This is a genomic window from Streptomyces sp. NPDC043812 (assembly GCF_056436245.1).
In genome coordinates this window covers 1-21,490 of record NZ_JBWKCY010000028.1, presented here as the reverse complement: position 1 = coordinate 21,490, position 21,490 = coordinate 1, and the positions used below count along the sequence as shown (strand labels likewise).

General features: G+C 68.7%; 26 protein-coding genes and 1 pseudogene. 20 read left to right on the top strand and 7 right to left on the bottom strand.

The window, feature by feature from the left end; translation table 11 throughout:
• Positions 1 to 63: 63 nt before the first annotated feature.
• Complete coding sequence (locus AC067Z_RS31570; RefSeq protein WP_478793070.1) at positions 64 to 1,107, top strand: DUF6292 family protein; 1,044 nt, start codon at positions 64 to 66, stop codon at positions 1,105 to 1,107.
• A gap of 7 nt (positions 1,108 to 1,114) precedes the next feature.
• Here AC067Z_RS31570 and AC067Z_RS31565 read toward each other — a convergent pair whose 3' ends face one another.
• The 3 genes from AC067Z_RS31565 to AC067Z_RS31555 all read right to left on the bottom strand — a co-directional run bounded on the left by AC067Z_RS31565 (position 1,115) and on the right by AC067Z_RS31555 (position 3,074).
• Positions 1,115 to 1,339 (bottom strand): DUF4113 domain-containing protein, encoded by a 225-nt coding sequence (locus AC067Z_RS31565; RefSeq protein ID WP_478793069.1) that lies wholly within the window; start codon positions 1,337 to 1,339, stop codon positions 1,115 to 1,117.
• A 1-nt stretch (position 1,340) separates the two neighbouring features.
• Positions 1,341 to 2,132, bottom strand: a complete 792-nt coding sequence (locus AC067Z_RS31560) for a DNA polymerase Y family protein (protein WP_478793068.1) — start codon at positions 2,130 to 2,132, stop codon at positions 1,341 to 1,343.
• A 510-nt stretch (positions 2,133 to 2,642) separates the two neighbouring features.
• A complete protein-coding gene (locus AC067Z_RS31555) occupies positions 2,643 to 3,074 on the bottom strand; it encodes a tetratricopeptide repeat protein (RefSeq protein WP_478793140.1) in 432 nt (143 codons plus the stop codon).
• Between the two features lie 132 nt (positions 3,075 to 3,206).
• Between AC067Z_RS31555 and AC067Z_RS31550 the strand changes: the two genes are divergently transcribed.
• Complete coding sequence (locus AC067Z_RS31550; protein WP_179436212.1) at positions 3,207 to 3,734, top strand: hypothetical protein; 528 nt, start codon at positions 3,207 to 3,209, stop codon at positions 3,732 to 3,734.
• Here the strand turns inward: AC067Z_RS31550 and AC067Z_RS31545 are convergent.
• Positions 3,682 to 4,476 (bottom strand): IS5 family transposase, encoded by a 795-nt coding sequence (locus AC067Z_RS31545; RefSeq protein ID WP_093868527.1) that lies wholly within the window; start codon positions 4,474 to 4,476, stop codon positions 3,682 to 3,684. The genes AC067Z_RS31550 and AC067Z_RS31545 overlap by 53 nt on opposite strands.
• A gap of 633 nt (positions 4,477 to 5,109) precedes the next feature.
• Complete coding sequence (locus AC067Z_RS31540) at positions 5,110 to 6,018, bottom strand: LysR family transcriptional regulator (RefSeq protein ID WP_260326308.1); 909 nt, start codon at positions 6,016 to 6,018, stop codon at positions 5,110 to 5,112.
• A gap of 197 nt (positions 6,019 to 6,215) precedes the next feature.
• On the opposite strand from AC067Z_RS31540, the gene AC067Z_RS31535 reads away from it, so the two are divergent.
• The 3 genes from AC067Z_RS31535 to AC067Z_RS31525 all read left to right on the top strand — a co-directional run bounded on the left by AC067Z_RS31535 (position 6,216) and on the right by AC067Z_RS31525 (position 9,077).
• Positions 6,216 to 6,911 carry a type 1 glutamine amidotransferase domain-containing protein gene (locus tag AC067Z_RS31535; protein ID WP_095849785.1) on the top strand — a complete coding sequence of 232 codons (696 nt, stop codon included), beginning with the start codon at positions 6,216 to 6,218 and terminating at the stop codon, positions 6,909 to 6,911.
• Between the two features lie 227 nt (positions 6,912 to 7,138).
• Entirely contained in the window at positions 7,139 to 7,822 is a 684-nt protein-coding gene (locus AC067Z_RS31530; RefSeq protein ID WP_093868131.1) for a type 1 glutamine amidotransferase domain-containing protein, read from the top strand.
• Positions 7,823 to 8,111: 289 nt separating this feature from the next.
• Positions 8,112 to 9,077, top strand: a complete 966-nt coding sequence (locus tag AC067Z_RS31525; protein WP_095849784.1) for an NAD(P)H-quinone oxidoreductase — start codon at positions 8,112 to 8,114, stop codon at positions 9,075 to 9,077.
• Here the strand turns inward: AC067Z_RS31525 and AC067Z_RS31520 are convergent.
• The gene (locus AC067Z_RS31520) at positions 9,058 to 9,660 is read right to left on the bottom strand and encodes a tetratricopeptide repeat protein (protein ID WP_478793067.1); all 603 of its coding nucleotides are present in this window, start codon (positions 9,658 to 9,660) and stop codon (positions 9,058 to 9,060) included. The two genes, AC067Z_RS31525 and AC067Z_RS31520, sit on opposite strands and share 20 nt — an antisense overlap.
• Positions 9,661 to 9,748: 88 nt before the next feature.
• Here AC067Z_RS31520 and AC067Z_RS31515 point away from each other — a divergent pair.
• The 3 genes and pseudogenes from AC067Z_RS31515 to AC067Z_RS31505 all read left to right on the top strand — a co-directional run.
• Positions 9,749 to 9,931 (top strand): annotated as a pseudogene (locus AC067Z_RS31515) (IS701 family transposase); the annotation flags it as partial.
• A 488-nt stretch (positions 9,932 to 10,419) separates the two neighbouring features.
• Positions 10,420 to 12,108 (top strand): cutinase family protein, encoded by a 1,689-nt coding sequence (locus AC067Z_RS31510; protein ID WP_478793066.1) that lies wholly within the window; start codon positions 10,420 to 10,422, stop codon positions 12,106 to 12,108.
• Positions 12,109 to 12,583: 475 nt separating this feature from the next.
• The gene (locus AC067Z_RS31505; protein WP_478793065.1) at positions 12,584 to 13,084 is read left to right on the top strand and encodes a hypothetical protein; all 501 of its coding nucleotides are present in this window, start codon (positions 12,584 to 12,586) and stop codon (positions 13,082 to 13,084) included.
• A gap of 544 nt (positions 13,085 to 13,628) precedes the next feature.
• Here AC067Z_RS31505 and AC067Z_RS31500 read toward each other — a convergent pair.
• Positions 13,629 to 13,832 carry a hypothetical protein gene (locus AC067Z_RS31500; RefSeq protein WP_386227958.1) on the bottom strand — a complete coding sequence of 68 codons (204 nt, stop codon included), beginning with the start codon at positions 13,830 to 13,832 and terminating at the stop codon, positions 13,629 to 13,631.
• A gap of 312 nt (positions 13,833 to 14,144) precedes the next feature.
• Here AC067Z_RS31500 and AC067Z_RS31495 point away from each other — a divergent pair, with 312 nt between their 5' ends.
• From AC067Z_RS31495 to AC067Z_RS31440, 12 genes are all read left to right on the top strand, one after another.
• The gene (locus tag AC067Z_RS31495) at positions 14,145 to 14,534 is read left to right on the top strand and encodes a WYL domain-containing protein (protein WP_478793064.1); all 390 of its coding nucleotides are present in this window, start codon (positions 14,145 to 14,147) and stop codon (positions 14,532 to 14,534) included.
• Between the two features lie 118 nt (positions 14,535 to 14,652).
• Positions 14,653 to 14,973 carry a hypothetical protein gene (locus tag AC067Z_RS31490; RefSeq protein ID WP_478793063.1) on the top strand — a complete coding sequence of 107 codons (321 nt, stop codon included), beginning with the start codon at positions 14,653 to 14,655 and terminating at the stop codon, positions 14,971 to 14,973.
• Between the two features lie 93 nt (positions 14,974 to 15,066).
• The gene (locus tag AC067Z_RS31485; RefSeq protein WP_478793062.1) at positions 15,067 to 15,441 is read left to right on the top strand and encodes a DUF6409 family protein; all 375 of its coding nucleotides are present in this window, start codon (positions 15,067 to 15,069) and stop codon (positions 15,439 to 15,441) included.
• A gap of 105 nt (positions 15,442 to 15,546) precedes the next feature.
• The gene (locus tag AC067Z_RS31480; RefSeq protein ID WP_478793061.1) at positions 15,547 to 16,044 is read left to right on the top strand and encodes a hypothetical protein; all 498 of its coding nucleotides are present in this window, start codon (positions 15,547 to 15,549) and stop codon (positions 16,042 to 16,044) included.
• A 142-nt stretch (positions 16,045 to 16,186) separates the two neighbouring features.
• Positions 16,187 to 16,576, top strand: a complete 390-nt coding sequence (locus AC067Z_RS31475) for a DUF3846 domain-containing protein (RefSeq protein WP_478793060.1) — start codon at positions 16,187 to 16,189, stop codon at positions 16,574 to 16,576.
• A 73-nt stretch (positions 16,577 to 16,649) separates the two neighbouring features.
• A complete protein-coding gene (locus AC067Z_RS31470) occupies positions 16,650 to 16,919 on the top strand; it encodes a hypothetical protein (protein WP_478793059.1) in 270 nt (89 codons plus the stop codon).
• Entirely contained in the window at positions 16,916 to 17,149 is a 234-nt protein-coding gene (locus tag AC067Z_RS31465) for a hypothetical protein (RefSeq protein WP_478793058.1), read from the top strand. Before AC067Z_RS31470 ends, AC067Z_RS31465 begins: the two co-directional genes overlap by 4 nt.
• Positions 17,150 to 17,745: 596 nt before the next feature.
• Positions 17,746 to 18,168: a hypothetical protein gene (locus tag AC067Z_RS31460; protein ID WP_478793057.1), complete on the top strand. Its 423-nt coding sequence runs from the start codon at positions 17,746 to 17,748 to the stop codon at positions 18,166 to 18,168.
• Between the two features lie 125 nt (positions 18,169 to 18,293).
• A complete protein-coding gene (locus tag AC067Z_RS31455; RefSeq protein WP_478793056.1) occupies positions 18,294 to 18,701 on the top strand; it encodes a hypothetical protein in 408 nt (135 codons plus the stop codon).
• 184 nt (positions 18,702 to 18,885) lie between these two features.
• On the top strand, positions 18,886 to 19,239 hold the full coding sequence (locus AC067Z_RS31450; RefSeq protein WP_478793055.1) for a DUF3846 domain-containing protein: 354 nt from the start codon (positions 18,886 to 18,888) through the stop codon (positions 19,237 to 19,239).
• A gap of 107 nt (positions 19,240 to 19,346) precedes the next feature.
• On the top strand, positions 19,347 to 19,652 hold the full coding sequence (locus AC067Z_RS31445) for a hypothetical protein (RefSeq protein WP_478793054.1): 306 nt from the start codon (positions 19,347 to 19,349) through the stop codon (positions 19,650 to 19,652).
• Positions 19,653 to 19,755: 103 nt separating this feature from the next.
• Positions 19,756 to 20,673, top strand: a complete 918-nt coding sequence (locus tag AC067Z_RS31440) for a hypothetical protein (RefSeq protein ID WP_478793053.1) — start codon at positions 19,756 to 19,758, stop codon at positions 20,671 to 20,673.
• The last annotated feature ends 817 nt before the right edge of the window (positions 20,674 to 21,490 follow it).

The window sequence follows — 21,490 nt, the reverse complement described above, 5'->3', positions numbered from 1 at the left end:
CCCACCCTGGGCGGGGCGCCCTCGCCGGCGCCCCGCCCGCACCGTGATGGAGAAACGAAGAAGATGATCCGCGCCGGACGCCTCAAGTACGCACAGACCATGGCCGACCTGGCCGCCCAACTGGGCATGCCGCTCGGCACCTTCCGCAACAAGAAGCCCCACACTCAGGAGGGGCACCCCGCCCCGATCAGCTCGCCAACCTCGAGGGCGCTGCTGTGGGACAGCGAGCAGACCGCAGCCTTCCACGCCGGCCAGCCCGTCCCGGCCCTGCCGGAGGTCGACGACGAGGAGGACCTGCTGGACCGCCACGAGGCCGCCGCCGAGCTCGGCGTCTCGCCGGCCAGCTGGAACAAGTACAAGAGCGACCCCAAGCTGGCCGAGCACGTCGTCCTCGTCCCCGAAGAGGACGGTACGGAGCACTGGCCGCGCCGCGTGGTGCGCGAGTACAAGGCCGACCGGCCCGGCCGCGGCGCCGGCGGCGGCCGCCGCACCGGCAGCGGCGACATGATTCCGCGCGATGAAGTCCTGCCCCGGATCGCCGAACTCCTCGACGACAACCCGGCCATCACGCTCACCGAGGTCGCCGACACCCTGGGCATTGCGAAGTTCCCCACCGCCCAGGCCGGCCTCGCGCAGCTCCGCGGCCGGCGCATCGCCGACCTGGTCGGGGCCACCCCCGAGATCACCCCGCTCGAGGCCGCCGAGCGCCTCGGTTACCCCACTGTCACCCACCGCGGCGCCGCGACGATCGCCGAGGCTGAACTGCGCATCCGCCGCGCCCGCCCGTACCTGCAGCAGGTGGCCGACGCCCTGGCCGAGGCCGACGTCGCCGAGCCGGTCCAGGTGGAGGTGCGCCAACTCGCCGACGAGCACTTGGTGGCCGCCGTCCCGCTCACCGTCGGCCAGAGTTCGCCGGCGTTGGTGTGGGACGAGCGGTACGGATGGCGCACCGCGACCAGCCGGCGCCACCCCATCGGCAAGGACGCCGGCACCGCTCCCGAAGGCGAGGGCATCCGCTACCTCGGCAGCAGCATCCGGCCGGAGCCGACCGAGCTGCTTGAGGCGCTCGCCGACGGCCGCAAGGGCTCCAAGCGCCCCAAGGCCTGAAGAGGAGTCAGCCGGCCTGCAGGTAGCTCGCCGCGGGGCCCACGGTGCCGGAGCCGAAGCGGGCGTTGAGCGCGTCGATGGCCTGCTCGGCGCGCAGCCGGTGCTCCCGGTCGGTGTCGAAGGAGAGCTGCTCGCTGGCCGCGGCCGCGTCCACGAGCTGCTCGCAGCGCAGGGCGACCGCCCGTACCCGGGCCCGCTGCAGCCCCAGGGCCCGATACATGTCGTACGCCACGTCACGCAGATCGTCGGTGCGCGCGGACGGCCCGCCGGGCAGCTGGCGGGCGGTGGATCTGGGTGCGGTCGGCGAAGGTCACGGTCATGGTCACCGCCTTCGCCGCCTGCCGGCGCGTGCGCAGCCGCTCGCCGAGCTCGACCGCCAGCGACAGCAGCGCGGAGCGCACCAGCTCCGGAGCCAGGGTGTCGGTAGGGAAGCGGCGCTGCGCGGCCGCGCTGTGCGGCAGCTCGGCCGGCACCACCCTGCGGCGGTCAACTCCGCGGGCGCGTTCGCGCAGCAGCCGGCCCGTCTTCCCGCCCAGCACCCGCTGCACCGTCGCCTCCGGCAGCCTCGCCAGCAGCCCGATCGTGTGCACCCCGTACGTCGTCAGCGTCCGCTCCTGAGCGCTGCCGATGCCATGGAGCTCACCGACCGGCCGCGGGTGAAGGAACGCGGCCACCGCCTCCGAACTGGAGCCGACCGCACGCACGCCGCCCCGCCCCGGCTCCCGGGATGCCATCGCCGCGACCGTCCAGTTCGGGCCCACCCCGATCGCCACGGGCAGGCCGTACAGCGCCAGTGCCCGCGCGCGGATCATCCGGGCCAGTTCCGCCGGATCGCGACCGAAGAACCGCACGCTGCCGGAGACGTCCGCCACGGCAGCGGACGGCGGCAAGGCCTGCACCACTGGCGTCACATCCGCCACCAGGCCGAGCAGCAGGCGGTACAGCTCGGGATCGACATCCTGCGGGCAGCGCAGATGGAGGATCGGCGAACCGGCCCCCACGGCCTGGTCGTACTGCTCGTCCACGGCGACACCTCCCACCCTCACCGTACTCGAACAAGAATCGAACGCGCATCGTCCGGTCAGAGCAGTTGCCGGTCCGGCTGCGACCTGTGACTTAGCGCTTTGGATGGCCGGTTGGCGATCAAATTGGCCGGGGTCAGCGCCGGAGTTGGCCGCAGGGTAGCGATTGCGCTACTTTCAGTGATGTTTTCGTAGAAGTGCGGCGGGAGTGCCCGACAGGCGTGTGTGTGGGCATGGTTCCCGTCCTTGCTCAGCCCAGCCCTTGGTGCGGGACCGTTGCCCACACTGGCTCTCTCGGCGATCTCGCGGTCGTGTGCGCGGGTGCCGGACACGGCTGGAGATTTGGACACTGGGGCGGGGCCCGACGGTGGGTTGCCGTGTGGAAGTCGGCTCACGGGGCGGTCGTGAGCCCGGTACGAGATTTCGCCGCCTTCGAGTGGCCAGCTTCGCGGCCCGCCCGGCTGGCGGGCGGGGTAGTGGCACCGCCAGGGTAGGGACGAGTGCATGCGCTTTTTAGTCGGCCAGGCCTGTGGCCTCCAGGGAGTCAAGGTTCTTCCGGACAACGATGGTGTCTGGGTGCTCCGGGCCCAGCACCTTTTCGTACACAGGTACCAGTTGGGCGAGTTCGTCGCGTGCTGCACCCGGATTCCCGGCATGCCTATTCGCTCGGGCGAGGCTCGCTCGGGTGTAGAGGGTGTGAGGGTGCTCCGGGCCCAGCACTTGCTGGCGCAGGGGCAGCAACTGGGCGAATTGGTCCCTGGCGGCATCCCAATCCCCAGCTTCTCCCGTCCAGCCGGCGAGGTTTGACCGGGCGGTGAGCGTGTCAGGGTGCTCCGGCCCCAGTATCTCCTCGTACACAGGCAGCAACTCGGAGAACTTCGCGCGGGCGGTGACTGGATCGTCTGCCTCCCCCGTTGCATTTCCGAGGTTGGCCCTGTGGTTCAGAGTGGCAGGATCCTTAGAAGCCGTATCTCAACCGAACGTGATCACTTGATTTCCGCTGGTCAGGCATGGTCTAGCTCGGAATGAGGGAGGCATGCGACGTCTTGTTTCGGCTCCGTGATCGAGGGGTGCACGATGGCGTCGGTGTTGGGAATGCTGGGGGAGCGGGAGACAGCGGCCCGGGTGCGGGTGGAAGGACTGCGCGAGGAAGTCGCGCGGCTGTCCGAGGTACTGGAGGCTGCGGAGATCGAGCTGGACCGGCGGGTGATCGCGCGGGAGGAACTGGTCGAGGCCCTGGCGGCCACGGCTGCCGAGACCACCGCTGTGACCAAGGCGGAGACGGAAGCCGTGTCCTCACCTGCGCCGGTGCCGGGCTCGATCGTGCCGCCTTGGCGCGAAGGACTGCCGGTGACGGTGCTGGCGCCGGACTATCAGCGGATCCTGGGTGTGCTCGAGGAGCGGCAGTCGGCGGGCCAAGGACCGGTGAAGGCCAAGGAGATCGCGGTGGTGCTGGGCCTTCAGCCGACGTCGGCGAAGGTCGAGGGGGTGCGCTCGAAGGCCAGGCGCCTGGCGGAGCGAGGGTGGCTCGTGCAGGAGACGTCGGGGATGTTCAGCGCGGGCCGGCGGCCCGCGGCCGTGCCAGGCGCCGTCCCATCCGCGTGACCATCGACCATCGGATCATCGCCTCGCTGCTGGCCGGCAACGTCTCGTAGTCCCGGGCCAGCCGGCGTGAATGCATCAGCCATGCGAACGTGCGCTCTATTACCCAGCGCCTCGGCAGCACCACGAACCCCTCCATGTCGTCGGTTCGCTTGACGACCTGAAGGGTAAGCGCGAGTTTCGCCCGTGCCCAGTCGACGATGCCGCCGGTGTAACCGCCGTCGGCCCAGACCAGGCAGATGTCACGGTGCAGGCGCCGCAGCCGTATCAGCAGGCCCATCGCGGCATCCCGGTCCCCGACGTTCGCGGCGGTCACCGCGACGACCAGCAGCAGACCGAGACAGTCCGTCACGATGTGCCGCTTGCGGCCACCCACCTTCTTCCCGCCGTCCCAGCCGCGCGAGACGGACGGCACCGAGGCGGCGGCCTTCACCGACTGCGCGTCGATGATCCCCGCCGTCGGCTCCGCCTCACGGCCCTCGCGCTCACGCACCCGTCCGCGCAACCGGTCGTGGAACTCGGTGAGCAGCCCGTGCTCGCGCCAGCGGCGGAAGAAGGCGTAGACGCGGCCCCAGTCGGGGAAGTCCGCGGGCATCGCCCGCCAGGAGATCCCGCCCGCGACCAGGTAGCGGATCGCGTCCAGCAGCTGGCGGTGGCAGTAGCCCTCGGGCTGTCCGCCTCTGCCCTGGAGCCAGGCCGGCACCGGCAGCAAAGGCCGGATGGCCGCCCACTCCGCATCCGTCATGTCCGACGGATACCGGCGCACCCGATCGGGATGATCGGCCGCGTTGCCGTACACGTGCGCGAGGCAATCACACGATGGAGCAGCCGAGTTGAACTGAACGGGCTCGGACGCGTACAACAAGGACACTAGGGCCTCCCGGCACCACTCGGTTAGATTCGCATCCCCGAGCTACCGAGAGGCCCTGCCTTCATGCGCGTACAGCGGGAAGATCACCCCGGCGGGAAACCTGTTCGAACCGCACGTTCCATGATTGGTTGAGATGCGGCATCTAGCGGCAGCGCAAGCCGTTGACCTGCGTCAATGTTGTCGCTGACGGGCTTTGGAAGGCCGCAAAGTCACCGGCAACGCCATGCGGGAGTTGGACGAGACGGGGACCGTGACGCGAGACCGGAACAACAGGACCTCCTGGCACTCCAGTGGTCGCAAACCCGAGCTAGGGGCCCCGTACTCACCACCCGGCCGAGATCGCCCGGCCAAGGACCGTGTTCGATCAGAACCAGCCTCACGATCGGTAGAGGGTTGTTACTCTGCGTTACGAATGGCGCTGTGTTGGCTCGTAGCCCCAGCTGATCGGGAGTGCCGGCGACGCAACCCGATGTCAGCCCGACATGACCTCGGGGTACCGGCTTGGGCTCACCAGGTCTTCGCAGCGGCGAGCAGATGCTCACGGACGAGCGTGACGTGAGGATTGATGGAACTGCCTGGGCGTTGGACGAGGTAGGCAGTGTTGATCGGGGGGTCCTCCGGCTGGTGCAGTAGCCGGAGGGCGCCGGAGGCGAGTTCGGTCCGGCAGAGGTAGCTGGGCACGACGCTCCAGCCGGCGCCGGCCGTGAGGGCGGTGAGGACGCTGCGCAGGTCGGGGATGGTGATCGCGGCCTGGACGCGCAGGCGGCGGTCGAAGACGTGGCGCCAGTAGCGGCGGGCGATGGGCAGGTCCTCGGCGTAGGCGATCATGGGCAGGCTTTCCAGGGCAGTAGGCAGTTCCTGTCCCATGAGCTGTTCGGCCCAGACGGGGGCAGCAACCAGGACGAACTCCTCGTCGGCGAGGAGTTCGGCCTGCAGCGTCCGGCCCCGGGGCCGGCGGGTGGCGACGACGAGGTCGTGGCGTCCGGCCCGCATTTCCTCGAGCAGCGGTTCGGTCAGTCCGATGGCCACCCGCAGCCGGACGCCCTGCGCGACCAGCGGAGCCAGCGTCTGAAGGCCGAGGGTACTCATGAACTCTGCGGGCCCGGCCAGGTGCACCGGTCCCGCGGTGCTGCTCGGCTCCTCGCCGGTGATGTCGGCCAACTGATCCAGGGGGCCTGACAGTCGCGTGGCAAGTTCGTCCGCGTGGGGCAGCGAGGTGACACCGTGCGCCCGGCGTTCGAACAGTTCACGGCCCAGACGGTTCTCCAGCGCCCGGATCTGCGTGGTCACGGTGGACTGCGACAGCCCCAGCCGCCGTGCAGCGGCGGTGAAGGACCCCAGGCGGTGCACGGCAAGGAAGGTGCGCAACAGGTTCAGGTCCAGCGGACCCAATCCATGAGTGTCCTGATCGCTCACGGCGTCGAGCCTACGAGGTACGCACGGCAGCCACCTGCCATTCGTCCCCGTGCAGGGCATCGGTTCGTCGATACCTGGTATCGATGCCTTCATTGGCGCGATTTCTTCGGCGGCTTTAGTTTCGAACGTAGGAGCGCTGACGTTCTGAAGTCGAAACGTCAAAGCGTGAACCCCCAGCTCTCGGAGACCACCACACCATGTCGAAGATCCTTTTTGTGATGACCGGCGCCGACCACTGGACGCTGGCGGACGGCACCAAGCGCCCGACCGGCTTCTGGGCCGAGGAGGCCGTGGCCCCGTACCAGGCGTTCACGGCCGCCGGCCACGAGATCGTCGTCGCCACACCCGGCGGCGTCGTACCGCCTCTGGACCAGGGCAGCCTGGCGCCGCAGTTCAACGGCGGAGAGGTGGGGGCGAAGAAGGTGGCGGACGCCCTCGCCTCGATCGACGAGATTCAGCACCCCATCAGGCTGGAGGACGTCGACCTCGCCGACTACGCCGTCGTCTTCTACCCCGGTGGCCACGGCCCGATGGAGGACCTGGCCGTCGACGCCACCTCCGGCAGGCTCCTCATCGATGCCCTCGCCTCGGGCAAGCCGCTCGGCGTGGTCTGCCACGCACCGGCCGCCCTGCTCGCCGCCACCACGGCCGACGGCGGCAACGCCTTCGCCGGCTATCGGCTCACCGGTTTCAGCAACGCCGAGGAGACCCAGACGGGCCTTGCGGCCAATGCCAAGTGGCTGCTCCAGGACCGTCTGGTCGAGATCGGCGCGGACTACCAGGAGGGCGAGCCGTGGGCCCCGAACGTGGTCGTCGACCGCAACCTGATCACCGGCCAGAACCCCGCCTCCGCCGGACCCGCCGCAGCCGAAATCCTCAAGAAGCTGGCCTGAACCTCGCATATCCGCTTGCGCCTGGGAGGGGCACCAGACGCTGCTTTCGCCAGCCGGCCCCGTACGGGCGCAGTGAGGCACGCGGACGACATCGGCACCTATGACAACGGCGACTGAGGCGGCCGACTCCTCACAAGCCGTCTCACTCTTGGCAGGTCGTGGCCATGAAAAAAGGCTCGTGATCCGGGCAGCCGCCACAGCCCTGCCTCACCGCCGGAGGCACACAGATGAGCAAGATCCTCGCCGTAGTCACCAACCAGTCGACCTACGGAACGAACCCCCACCGGACCGGGCTGTGGATCGCAGAGCTGGTTCACTTCTACGACCGAGTCCGCCAGGCTGGATTCGAGGTCGACATCGTCAGTCCGGAAGGGGGACAGGTACCGCTGGATCCGCGAAGCGTCAGATTGGCCGACAAAGAGGTTCGCAAGTACATGAACGATCGCGCGTTCATGTCGAGCCTGGACCACACCAGGAAGGCGGCCGACGTCGACCCGGCCGAGTATGCAGCGATCTTCTACACGGGCGGGCATGGCGTCATGTGGGACTTCCCCGGCAGTGCCGCGCTTCAGCAGGTCGCGCGGGATATCTATGAGAACGGCGGCGTGGTCTCCTCGGTCTGCCATGGTGCCTGCGGACTGCTGAACATCACGCTCTCCGACGGCTCCCTGCTCGTCGAGGGCCGCACGGTCACCGGGTTCTCCACCGCGGAGGAGCGAGTCGCCATGGTGAAGAGCCGGGTGCCGTTCCTGGTGGAGGACGAGTTCCGCAAGCGGGGCGCGAACTATGTCAAGGCCACCATCCCGATGACCCCCTTCGCCACCGCTGACGGCAGGCTCGTGACGGGACAGAACCCCGTTTCCACCAAGGTCGTCACGGCAAAGATCATCGAGACGCTGCGCCAACTTTGACCTTGATCCGCATCGGCCGGACCGGTCCTGCTCGTGAAGTGTCTCGGGGCGTTTGACGGTTCTGCTCGCGTCTTGTCGGTGACAGGTGGCTTGTTCTTCGAGCTCAGGGCTGTCCGGGTCCTGGGCTCGTCAGTTTCCAGTGCGCGGGCTGGACAGGCAGGCTCGGGCGGAGTTTCTGCGGCGGCCCCGGACCAGCGTGAGCCTGCCGGGCGTGCCCTCTCACTCGCATTTTCACAACGTCGGACCGGCGTATGTGCCGTCCGTCAGGCGGCGCACTCGGAGGAATGTCTTGAAAGCAGTTTCGATCAAGGAACCCGGTGGGCCGGAAGTCCTGCAGTGGATCGATGTGGAGGACCCCGTCCCCGCGAGGGGTGAAGTGGTCATCGACGTCGTTGCCAGCGCCGTCAATCGGGCCGATGTGGCACAGCGGCTGGGGCTGTACCCGGTTCCGGAGGGAGCGTCACCTTACCCGGGCCTGGAGGTCTCCGGACGGATCAGCGCTCTCGGCGAGGGTGTGACGCGTTGGCAGCCCGGCGACGAGGTGTGCGCACTGCTGACCGGAGGCGGATACGCGCAGAAGGTCGCTGTCCCTGAAGGGCAGCTGCTCACGGTGCCCAAGGGCGTCAGCCTGGTCCAGGCGGCAGCGTTGCCGGAAGCCACCGCAACGGTGTGGTCCAACGTCTTCATGACCGGTGGGCTGAAGCCAGGCGAGACCTTCCTCATGCACGGCGGAGCCGGCGGCATCGGCACGACAGCCATTCAGATCGCCAAGGCCCACGGTGCCCGCGTCGTCACCACCGTCGGCGGGCCCGAGCAGGCTGCCAGGGTCCGAGAACTCGGCGCCGACCTCGCGATCAACTACCGCACCGAGGACTTCGCCGAGCACGGCCCCTACGACGTGATCCTCGACGTCATCGGCGGCGACTACCTTCCGCGCAACATCCACTCCCTGGCCCTCGACGGGCGCTTGGTCGTCATCGGGCTGCAGAACGGCCTGACGGCCGAACTCAACCTCGTCGAACTCCTCGCCAGGCGTGCATCCGTGCACGGCACCACCCTGCGCTCCCGCCAAGCTGGACAGAGGGCAGCCATCGTGGCCGAAGTCCAGGAACATGTATGGCCATTGATCGAGAACGGAACGGTGCAGGTCGTCATCGACCGGACCCTGCCCATGGACCAAACCGCAGAAGCCCATCGCATCCTGGACGCCCACCACATCGGCAAAATCGTCCTACTCAACCCCGACGCGGCATGACTCCAAGAGTCGGCCGACCGACCCCGAACCGGTGCACGAGGCGATCGCACCGCGCCAAGCGGGAGGTTTGGACGGAGCGGGGACCGGCACACGGGACTGGAACAACAGGGACTCCACTCGAGTGGCGGCGCGACCCCGAGCTTCCCAGGAGGCTCTGTTCTCGTGCCAGCCACCCGGCCGAGATCACCCGACCTGGGCCGTTGTTCGATCCCAATTGTCCTGATGACCGATAGAGATACGGCTTCTTAGGGCCGAGCACGTTCTTGATGACGGGAAGTAGCTCAGCAAACTGGTCCCTGGCGGCGGCCCAATCCCCAGCCCTGCCTGTCGAACTAGCGAGGTTTGACCGGACTGACAACGTTTCTGGGGCTTCCGCCCCGGATACAGACGTACGCAGAGGAAGCAGCTCAGCAAACTGGTCTCTGGCGGCAGCCCAGTCCCCAGCCTCCCCCGTCCAGGTGGCGAGGTCGGATCGGACTGTCAAGGTCTCAGGATCCTTAGGGCCGAGCACGTTCTTGATGACGGGAAGCAGTGCAGCAAACTGGTCCCTGGCGGCGGCCCAATACCCAGCCTTCCCCGTCACCTCCGCGAAGATGGCTCGGTTGTGGAGGGTGTCGGGGTGTTCCCGGCCCAGCACCTGCTCGTAAAGGGGTACGAGCTATCACCACACCCGGGGCAGCAACCCGATCTCGCTGACCGTTCCGGAGATCCGCCACCTGTTCACCGCCGTCTTCAACCCACCAGTCGTGTCCCCAGCCAGACTGCTGCACTGGTCGAACTGGCGCAGACGCCACCAGGCAACAGCCCGGTGCAGCCACTACCGACGACGCTCAGCCCACGAAGCCAGCGGATAGATCACGAAACCGCACTGGAGTACTAAGCGGCAGCCAGGCGGGCGATCATGGCGCGGGCCTGGGTTGTGCCGAGTCGGCGGCCGTGCAGACGCCGTGCGGATCAGGCCAGAGCAGCTGCCGTGAGCTGGCGCATGAGCTCAGCGGCGGACTGAGCGCGTACCTGGCCGGACGGGCCAACTACGGCGCTCAGTCGCAGTGATCCCTTTTCCGGTAACGGAGCACGGGCGGCTGTACGCCGGGCTGTGCCCGAGGGCACGACCACGTTTGGCAGGCGGTCCGCGCGCCGCAGACTGAAGAGCCTCAGTCACACGAACCCGCTGGATAGATCACGAAACCGCACCGGAGTAATAGCCGTACCGTCTCAGCTGCGATACCAGACTCCGGCGGTGCAGGCCCGTGAGATGCACGGCGCGGAGCCCTGTGATGTTCTGGGAGAGTCCGAGGGTCCAGCTCGGGGTGGGCCGACCGCACTTACGGAGCCACCGGACATGACACGGAATGCCTGCCTAACAATCGCCCTCGCCGCGGCTCTGGTGGTGCCTTCCGGGCTATCCGTGAGCCTGCCGCCCATACCTGCCGCCGCAGCCACTACGTGCCCGGTTCACTTCCTGGGCCTGCACGGCCTGAATGAGGAGAGCGATTTGCGGTCTCCGCCCATCAACGCGACCTGGAAGACGTTCGAGTCCGTGGTCGCCGCGAAGGCGGCCCGACCAATTCGGAACCTCATCTTCTTCCCCAAGGTGACGACGCAGGAATTCCTGGACAAGACCTCCAAGAGCCGGACCGGGGTTGAGCCAGATGTGAACGCAGGCGTCTCGGCCGTCCAGCACGCCATGGACCGGGCTGTCAGACAGTGCCCGTCCACGAAGTTCGTGCTCGCTGGCTACTCCTTGGGTGCATGGGTCGTCGACAAATTCCTGCTCACCGACTCTCGCCGTCGTCCCCTGGTGCTCGCGGCCCAGTTGTATGGTGACCCGCAGTGGAACGATCCCGGAAAGGGGCAGGGGCTGGCCGTCATCCTCGGCCGCGGCCTGCGTACCCCCTACCCTCCATTCGCCGACCGGGTGCAGAGCCTGTGCAATTACCGCGATCCGGTCTGCGGGACGGGTTACCGAGCCGGGACACTGGACCTCACGCTGCGAGCGGTGGATCTGAAAAACGTGAAGTGCCCCGGCTCCGCCCACTGTTATTCCGGTCGGTCCACCACGCAGGGTGGGCAGTTCCTGGCCTCCACAGTCAACGTTGACTGGAGCAACCGCACTTACCGTTTGACCTGCGACGACATCGTAAGCAAGGCGGCGCCAGTCACGGTACGCAACGGCCGAGGGACCGCGCGAGGAAGCGGTATCGGGAACTATGATCACTGGCAGGTCCAGATTCAGCGGATCACCCGGGGCACAGTGCCGCGCCTCGGTGATGTGACCGCCGTGCTGTTCTCCTGCAGCCCGCAGCCGAGCAACTTCAGGCTCCAGGAGTTGCGTGTCTACCGCACGACTGACGGCCGGGAGATCGGCCGCACACCGACATTCCAGGTCGCCGAACTTTCCCCGCAGTACCAACCGGACACTGTGAGGTTCCGCGGCGGACGCCTCCTGGCAGACGTCAAGTTCTACGGGCCGGGCGACAGCCATGCCACCGGCCCGTCAATACTCCGCCACGTCACCTGGCGCTGGGATGGCAGCCGGTTCGTCAAGCAGTCCGAGATCGACGTCAAGAAGCCCAACCGGACTGATCTGAGCACACAACGCGTCACCGTCGACGGAATTGGCCCCCTGCAGATCGGCATGACCCGCACTGAAGCCGAACGGTCGATCGGAGCCCGCATCCCTGAAGGGCCAGGCGGCCCGGACTGTAAGGACCTGTCCATCGAAGGGGGTCCGGAGGGCCTGCTGCTGCGTTTCAGCAACGACGACCGACTCGTCGCGATCTCTGTCCTCTCACCCGCGTCAATCTCGACCGCATCGGGAATCCATCGGGGCAGCACACGAGACGAGGTACTGGCGACATACGCCGGGGAAATCAAGGAGCCAAACACGGACGAACTCGTCTTCACCCCGAGCGGAGCACAGTTCCAAGGCAAGGTCATCACCTTCGCCTTGGACGACAACGGCGACGTAGACCGCTTCATAGCTGGGGAAGAGGAGTTCGCTGTTCCCCTGCCCTGCGGTAGCGATTGACGCCGATCTGATTGCGGTACCACAGGTGACGTCGTCAGCAGGAACAGCTACGTCGCAACAGCTTGCGCGCTCCCGAGGCTTGCCCAGCACCCTGACCAGCAGCAACGCCATCGGGTACATGTACCGGTATGGGACGCCTCCACTGGCCCGCCATCGTCGACCGCGCCCGGGCAATCGTGACCGCGTACGGGGAACTGGGCTGCACGCTGCGCCAGGTCCACTACCGCCTCGTCGCCGAAGGACTCATCCCCAACACACCACCCACCTACCGGCGCCTGTCCTCCCAACTCGCCCAGACCCGCCGCGACGGCCACTTCCCCGAGCTGATCGATACCCTGCGCGAAGTCCACGTCCCTGCGGCCTGGCCGACGCCCCCGCGTTCCTCGCCGACGTCCCCGGATGGTTCGCCCTGGACCGCACCGCCGGCCAGAGAACCGCGCTGTACGTCGCAGCCGAGAAGGACACGCTGCGCCGCATGTTCACTGACTGGCTCGCCGACCTCGGCATCCCCGTCCTGGTCGTACGCGGCTTCGGCTCCCAGTCGTACGTGGACGTCGTGCGGGCCCGTACCGCCCGCGATCCGCGCCCCGCCGTGCTGCTCTACGTCGGAGACTTCGACTGCTCCGGCGCCGACATCGAACGCGACTGGGTCGCCCGCACCAGCTGCTGGTCGAAGGTCGAGCGCATCGTCCTCACCTACGAACAGACGCAGGCCTACGAACTTCCCGCGGCCGCGGGCAAACGGGACGACCCCCGCTGGCCGGCCTTTGCGCGACGGTACGGCTTCGACGTCGACCGGCCCGTCCAGTGGGAGGTCGAAGCCCTCGAACCGGCCGAGCTCCAGCGCCTGGTCCTCGAAGCGGTGGAGTCCCATATCGACCGCTCCCAGCTCGCCCGGCAGCTCGCTGAAGAGCAGCGCCAGCGTCGGCAGCTGGCCGACTTCCTGCGCCATTTCGACGGCTCGGGCGGTCCGTGAGGTCTGGGCAAGCCTGCCGGCGTGCCGCCGGAAGAGGGTTGCACCCACAGTTGTCTGCACAGTTGTCTGCACAGGCGGACCCAAAGTTGCGCCGGAGGTACTACCGGAGGTGTGAACCCCCCTTTCGTGATCTTGGGCGTATTGCCTGGTCAGACCCCCTGGGCAAGCCCATTTCCTACGCCGACACCTCTTTCTCCGCGATAGTCGGAGGAAGAGGCTTTCTGCTCTGACGGTCCGGCGCGGCCTGCTCGCTCTGTCGTCCCTCCTCTTGTCCCTCCTCGGCTCCCGCATCACGTCGGCGCCTCGTCCGCCGGCCCCCGCCTTCCTGCCCCGGCTCCGCTCGTCCGCCGCGCCAGGCTCGCCAACGCGCGGCGAGCCAAGCGGCAAAACGGGCACGCTCGTAGCACTCTCCTGCCACACTGAATGCGCCCCGCCGCCTCCCCCGTCGGCGGGGTTCTTGCGTATCTGGCCGCCGCTCATCCCGCGCTGCTGGCAGAACGCGAAACGGCCCCGCCGGTGGGCGGGGCCGTTTCGTCGGGCCGACTCAGTGTGCGTCCCAGTCGATGCGGCGGCGCTGGGGGCGGGGCGGCTCGCTGCCGGTGCGCAGCGCCCGCTTGAGCGCCGCGCGGTCCCGCTTGTGCGCCGCCCTCTGAAGCCACGTCCGGCTGCCGTCCTTCAGGAAGGGGGTCAGCCAGGGCCGCTCCTCGTACTGGAGGTGCGCGGGGCGGTCGTGGAAAGTACGGGCCATCTCGGGGGCTCCTGTCCGCTGTTGACTTGTTGAGGTGCGTGTTTCTCGGTCGCCGCCCGGCTGCCACTGCCTGGCGACTGAGACAACTATATCCACTACACGTCACGGTGTCAACGGGGTGGGTGCTCCGGCATTGCGGCGAGGGGGGGTGGTCCGGGGGGTGGCCGCCGGGGCCGATGGGGCTTCCGGGGAGAGTCGAATCAGAGGGTGTGTTCGCTTCCCTTTGTGATGCGTACGGGATATAGTTGTCTTGTTGGTCGGCGGTGGCAGTCGGCCAACACCGAAGACACACCACGTCGCTGGGAGATCCCGATGTTCAACACGATGAAGCGCACCGCCCGTCAGACCTCCACCCGCACCCTGGCCGACCTGGTCCGCGCGATGGACGGCAAGCGGGCCGTGACCATCACCTACATCGACAGCGACGGCGAAGAGTCGGTGCGCACCATCGAGATCCACGACATCCGCACCACCAGCAAGGGCCGCATCATCGTCCGGGCCATGTGCCGGATGCGCGGCGAGATGCGCACCTTCCACCCCGCTCAGATCGTCGCCTACACGATCCACCGGATGCGCTTCGTGCTGGACGCCCCGACCGGCGAGACCCGCTTCACCCACGCTGCGCAGACCGAGGCAGAGCTGATCTCCCTGGAGATGGACCGCGATTACCCGGACCTGAAGCCGCTGGTGCTGGCCGCGTAGGCCGCGCGGGCCCACCCCCTGGGCGGGCCCACCGCCCCGGCCCACCCCTTCAGCACTGCGCGGCGGCGCGGAGCGCACCTCCCGCGCCGCCGCTCCCCGAACTCCCGGAGTCACGCGCATGTCCGTCCACGCCCCGGCGTCCCAGCTCGCCCCCGCCCGCACCGCTCCCGGCGTCTCAGGCATCCGCCGCGCCCACTACCTGCCCGGCATCGAAGGCCTGCCCCGCATCGAAGCGTTCATCGTTGCCGCGCCCGCCGGCGTCGTCGACAAGCTGCGCCCAGGCTTCGAGAAGAAGTGGGCCAAGCACACCGGCCGCAGGCTCACCCGCTTCCGGCCGCTGCGTGAACTGCCGCAGCCGGTACGCCGCAAGAGGTCATCCGGCGGCCCCGCCCCGGTGCACCGTGCCAGGACGATCGGGGACGTCGTGCTGATCGCGTGATGCCTATTGGCATTTGTGATGAATATGGGATATAGTTGTCTTGTTGGTCGGGCCTCCCGCCACCACATCCCCCTCATCCCAAAGGAGTTCGCCATGACCGTCGCCACCGCCACCACCACCTCCCAGGTCATCCTGGCGGCGGGCACGGTCGTGCGCGCCCCGCGCTACATCGGCGGCAAGAATACCGGCCTGCGCAAGGCCGTCGTGCTCGGCCTGTTCAACGAGAACGACCCCAAGGGCGGGTACCGCGTGTACTTCTACACGCTCGGCCCCGCCGGGTTCGACCCGCGCACCGTCGGCTTCGCCTTCCCCGGCGAGGTCACCGCCATCGGCGCGATCGAGGACATGTCCGAGCGCACCGTGATCAAGCTCTACAAGGGGCTGGGGGAGTTCCCGGGATCCGCTGCCGTGCGGTACCGGGCGGGCCGCTGGGCCTACTGGCTCCGCAAGGCCCGCCTCGTCCGATAGGGCCCCGCCGCCGGGGGTGGGCCTCCCCGCCCCCGGCCATACGCACCACCACCACGGCGGCAGTGGCAGCCGCCCCACCGAGCACACACACCGAGAAGAGGGCTCATGTCCCACACCCTTCAGTGGAACGCCAACTGCTTCGAGCGCACCGCCCGCAGCACGATGTGGACCGTCACGGCCTACGACGCCCATAACCGCCAGGTCTACGCCACTCTCCCCCTGGAGTCGGCCGACCCTGTCCGGTACTGGCACGACTACTGGAGCGGCAAGCACTTCGTGCAGCGCGTAGTTCTTGCTGAGCTCACGACCGACATCACCGAGCGCTTCATCACCTTCGACGACCTCCCCGCCCCCGGCCAGCCGGCCGACCTCCCCGAGCTGCCCGACGGTGCCCATCAGGCCGGTCGTCACTACCGCGTCACGTGGGGCGTCAAGGTGCTCCGCACCCCCGACGACGTCCGCCGGTACTACAAGTGGCTCGCAGACGCGCAGATCAGCCCGCTGCCGTCCTCCCCCCGCATCGACCTGGACAGCCTGAGGCTGCTGGAGGTCACCCTGATCCGCTACGCGCGCCCCATCGAGCTCCCCGACCTTCCCGCCTGACCCAACCCTGCCCGGCCCGGCCTACACCGGGTCGGACGGCCGTTGGCACCCTCCGTGATGCATGTGTGGTATTGTTGTCTCGTTGGTCGGCGGTGGCAGTCGGCCAGCACCGAAACCCACACTCCGAACAAAGGGGACAGCTATGCCCGCGACCGCAACGGCCACCCAGACCTTCGCGCTCTGGGTGTCGCCCACCGGCACGTTCCGCCTGCTCGACTGGGACGCCGCCACCACCCCGCGGCACGCGCTGTGCTGCGACACCGCCCAGCCGGTGAGCCTCACCGGCGAGCTGACCATGTGGACGGACGAGGACGCCATCGGGCTGCGCCGCCCGCGCAACCCGCACGCTTCGGCCCTGCTGCTGGCCTACCAGCCGCACCCGGGCCTGCACTTCGGCTACGTCGTCTTCACCGGCGCCACGGACCCCAGGACCGACACCGTCCACGGGCTCACCGAGGACCAGGCCCTGACGCTGCTCGACCTCTACCTGCTGCGTATCAACGCCCACGTACCGGGCGCGCGGCGCCACTGACGCCAGGTCACCCCGGGCCCCGGACGTGAATTGCGGGGCCCGGCCCTCCGGATTAATCGAGAAAGGGAAATCCATGAAATACACGATCGTCGGCGACTGGTACGACTGCTGGGATCTCGCATCGACTTTCGCCGTCGTCGCCGAGGGGGAAACCCTCGACGAGGCCAAATGGAACGCGGCGGAGGCTGTTCTGGAGCACTTTCCGCACCGCGCCGAGGGCGAGGACGGCGAGAGTCCCGAAACCCTCTGGGGCGGCGACAACGGCGCCTACGTCGTCGCGGCGTTCGAGGGAGACCTGCGAACCCGGGCAATCGAGAGCGCGACGTTCGAGCTGATCGCATGACCGCAGCAGCCACCCAGACGTTCACCGTCATCGGCCTGACCCTGGACGTCGACTGCACCGAGCTGCTCATCGCCGCCGTCCTGCCCGGCCCGGTCGCCGACCAGATCGAGCTGCTCGCCGCCAGCGAGGCCGACTTCACCCGCTGGGCTGAGGAGTTCGACGCCCCCGACCCTGACACGGCCGCCGCCCTCGCCTACGAGCACTGCCGCAGGTGGGACGACGAGGTCTGATCCACGGGGCGCGGCCGTCCGGCTGCGCCCCTCACCTCTCCGGCCCACGTCGGCTGCCGGGCGAAGGGAGGCCGGCCGGAGCCTCGCCGAAGCCGCCGGCCCCCGCGTCGCCGCCCGCGGAGAGCCCGGGCGCAGCAGTCCGGCAGGCGCAGCACCGCGGGGCGCAGCTCCCGTTCTCTCCCCGGGGGCGGGGCGCTGCGCCGTCCGCGCCGCCCAGGTGGGGCGGTCCGCTTCGCTCCCCGCCCCACCTCGCTGCGTGCCGGGCGCTCCGCTGCGCTGCGGCCCGGACCGAGCGCTGCGCGCTCTCACGCACCGGGGGCCCGGCAGCCGGTCGACGGGGACGCTGCGCGCCCCGCTCCCTCGCTTCGCGCTGCCGTTCCCCTCGGCCCACGGCGCTGCGCGCCATGGGGCGACGACACGGCCCGCACAGTGCCCCGCCCCCGGGGCCCAAAATCCGCCCCGACCACGGGAAATGCAGCCGCGAATTGACCAGAGCCCTTGAAATGAATACTCGGAGAATGCATAATTGAAGTATGCGGATCGGGGGGGCAGCCGATCCGCAGCCGAAAGCGCACACTCCGATCCGAGGGAGAACCATGCCGAACGAGAACGCCCGCCGTCACCTCTCCGCCGTCCCCGCCCCAGCACCGGTCCCCGAGCCGGAAATGCCCTACACCGAGGCTGAGATGGAAGACGCCATGGGCTACCTCCTGGCCCGCATGGTGCCGCTGACGCAGCGCACCGGCTGGAAGATCGAAGAGATCATCGAATCGGACATCTTCGGCCTGCTCGCCCTGGCCTACGTCGCGGCCCTGCGCACCAACCCGCCGCTCCCCAAGACCGGCCCGGCCAAGGAACTCGACGCGCTCGCGTTCTCCTACTACGTCCGCATGCTCGCCAGCGCCCCCAAGGGCTTCGACGACGTCACCGACCTGATCGTCCTCGACAGCATCCAGTGGTGCACCCCGGCGCTCGACACGACCGCCCAGGCCCGCGCCCTGCGACTCGTCCAGGACTGACCCCAACCCCGGGGCGCAGCCGACCCGCTGCGCCCCGGCCCCGGCGGCGGGGGAGTGGCACCCCCGCCGCGCCGAGAACACCCACTCGAAAGCGAGGCAGACCCATGACCTACAGCCTTCCCCCGATGCCCTCCGCCGTGGAGCGCGCCGCCGACCTGCTGATGGGCCTCTTCGGCGCCGTCGGCGACGGGTGCCACACCCTGACCGTCTCGGTCACCGGCCGCGCCCGTGGGGCCGTGTCCGTCCTGCCGTTCCACAACTTCGGCGAGTACACCGACGTTGACACGGAAGCCGCCCTCGACGTCATCGCGCTGCTCTCGCTGACATCCGGCCGCATCGGCGGCGCGGTCGTGCGCACCAACCACGCCGACGACACCTCCCGCGTGCTCGGCTGGCGACTGAGCGACTGCACCGCCCACCCGCTGGGCAGGGCCGAGATCTTCAGCGCCTACTGCACGGACGCCGCCACCGGCGAGCCGATCCCGCCGGAGCCGGGCACGGAGTACGCCGACGCCCCGCCCGTAGAGGCCTGACGCCCGACACCGGGGCGCAGCCCGACCGGCTGCGCCCCGGCCCGGATCGGCCGCTCGGATTTCCCGCCGCCGAAGGGAGGTTCGCTAGACACGCGTGATCTTTAGGGGATATAGTTGTCTTGTTGGTCGGCGGTGGCAGTCGGCCAACACCGAGAACACACCTCTGCGAGAGATGGAGTCACCCATGACCCGCACGCCCGACGCCCTGCTCATCACCCCCGAGGCGGACATCGTCCCGGTCAACCTGCCCGCCGACACCGACAACAGGCTGGTCGTCATGCGCTCCGTGATCCGCTGCGAGCGGGTGGACGTCGTGGGGCTCACCAGCCAGCTCGACATGTGGCTGGACGACGAAGGGCTCTACAACCACCCGGTCAACAAGCTCGCAACGCTGCTGGCGGTCCGCTTCGGCTTCACCTACCAGGACTACCACGGGCCCGTCCTGCTGACCGGCGGCGCGGACGCCGAGGGCGAGACGGTGCCGCTCAGCAAGGACAAGCTTCTGGCGCTGCTGACCAGCCTCGAAGAGGAGCTCTAAGCCCCACACCGCCGGAGCAGCCGGGAGGCTGCTCCGGCCCCCTTGCGGCGGGGGAGTGGCACCCCCGCCGCAGCCGGAAACACCCACCACTCTGAGAGGAGCCCACCATGTCGGTCACCTTCACCGCCGAACTCACCGGCGCGCCGGTCAACATGGCCAACTCCAACGCGGCCCGTGTGCTGGGCACCCTCGGATACGCCGAGCCGTACGGCGACGAGGACGCCCAGCTCTTCCTCGGCCGCGTCCTGCTCGCGCTCGCCCTCGAACCCGAGGACGCCGGACGCCCCGCCGTCACGGACGGCCGCTTCATCGACTGCGGCCGCTCCCAGGGCTACGTCCAGTCGCGGCTGCACGAGCTGCGCGAGCTCGCCGAGTACGCCCAGGCCCAGAGCCTGCGCGTCACCTGGGGCTGACAGCCCACCCGGCCCCACCCGGGGCGCAGGCCCGAACCACCAGCGGCGGGGGAGTGGCACCCCCGCCGCGCTGAGAACACCACCCCGAGAAAGGGCACCCGTGATGAGCGCGCACACCGCCGAGACCGTCAGCCAGTCCGTGAGCGTCCTGACCCTGTCGGCCCGTATCGCCGAGTCCGGCAGCATTACGCACCTGCCGGAGACCGTCCGCCCCGTGGGCTGGGCGGCGCACTATGCCGGAGCCGAACAGCCCTGGGAGCGGGTAGCAGAGGCCCGCGTGAACCAGGAAGTCGCCCCGCTGCTCGCCGAGATCGCGAGGGCCGAGCCTCCGGCCGACGTCACGCACCTGTACGCGTCCGTGGAGAGCTGGCGGCGCGCAGCGGTCGCAGAGACGCGCCGGACCGCCAGCAAGGAGGCGCACGAACGAGTGGTGGACGGGATGCGCCGGGAGGCTCTGGCCGCCATCGACGCCAAGGGCGCGGCCTTCCAGCCGGTCGAGTGGGAGGAGTCCACGCGCATCTTCCGTGTACAGGGCGAGTGGACCGTCTCGGTGTCGGTGAGCGGAACCGACCACACGGCCGTACGGGAGGCGTTCGCGGCCGGCCTGCCCGGTAGGCGGGATGAGATCCTGGCAGACGCTCAGAACCGCATCCCGCGCGTCTCCGGCACCGTTCGAGCCGCCGCCGACACCCCGGAGCGGGTACGCAAGGCGTGGCAGCGGGACCGCCGCAAGGGCACCGCACCGAAGCCCGCCACCGGCTGCTACTCGCCCGGCAGTTGGGTGACGTGGCAGCACCCCGAGACCGGCCAGACGCTCACCGGGATCGTCACCAAGTGGCTGCTCGGCGAGCGGACCGACCCGACCCGCCGCACGGTGATTCCCTCGGACGGCAGCGAGCCAGTCGTGATGGTGCTGGAGCCCCGAGGGAATCCCACGGCAGGCCCGTGGAACGTCGTCTACGGCCCGGAGACGTCCAGCCCGGTGCAACCGGGCGCGCAGCAGCTCGAATTGACGACGTGAAACCCTCCGGAAAGCGGCCCCGAAAGGGGCCTTTTCCTTTGTCTGCCCCCTTTCTTTCGCCCCTTCGTTTTGCCTTTCTTGTGGCGCTCTAATTCCTTTGAATTCTCTCTGACGTGTCGTCATGTTCGATGATTTATGATGGGGCGTCAGATGGTGGTGTGGGGAATTGTTCGGGTGGGTGCTGCGCCCCCTCGGCGGGGTTTTTCTGGGTCCCGATTTTCGGCCGTAAGGTCGTGTTTGAATTCCGGGGCCGACGTGTCTGTACGGGGGAATTCCGGTGCGTGCCGGAAAGGGGGGAGTGGCCTGCCCGTCAGGGCGGCAGGGAAGCACTCCGTACCGCGCCCCGGAACGGGGCGGCGGCTCCCTGGCACGTACCGCCGTACCGGTACCGTCACCCCACCCCGTCCCCCTCGGCCCCGACAGGGGCCCCCACACACCGCCCGACACCCCATCACCCCGCCCAACAGGCAGGGGACATGGGGACAGAACCCAGACTCTAGCCACGCCACCACTACGAAACACCCCCGCACCCCCGGCCCCGACAGGGGCCCAACCCCCACCCCCACCATGTCCGCCACCGGCGGACACCCCGTCACCTCACACACCGTCAAATCCCGTAACGCGGGAATTGAAAAGAAAGCCTGAAAGGCTTTCAGAATTCACAACCTAGAATTGCCGAAAGGCAATTCAACCCCGCTCAAAATAAGCCCCGAAGGGGCTTATCATAACCCACCCCGAATTCGCCGACAGGCGAATTCCTGCGGAATTCCGCCGAAAGGCGGAATTCAATAGGGAGCTTTAGCTCCCTCCGCCCCCC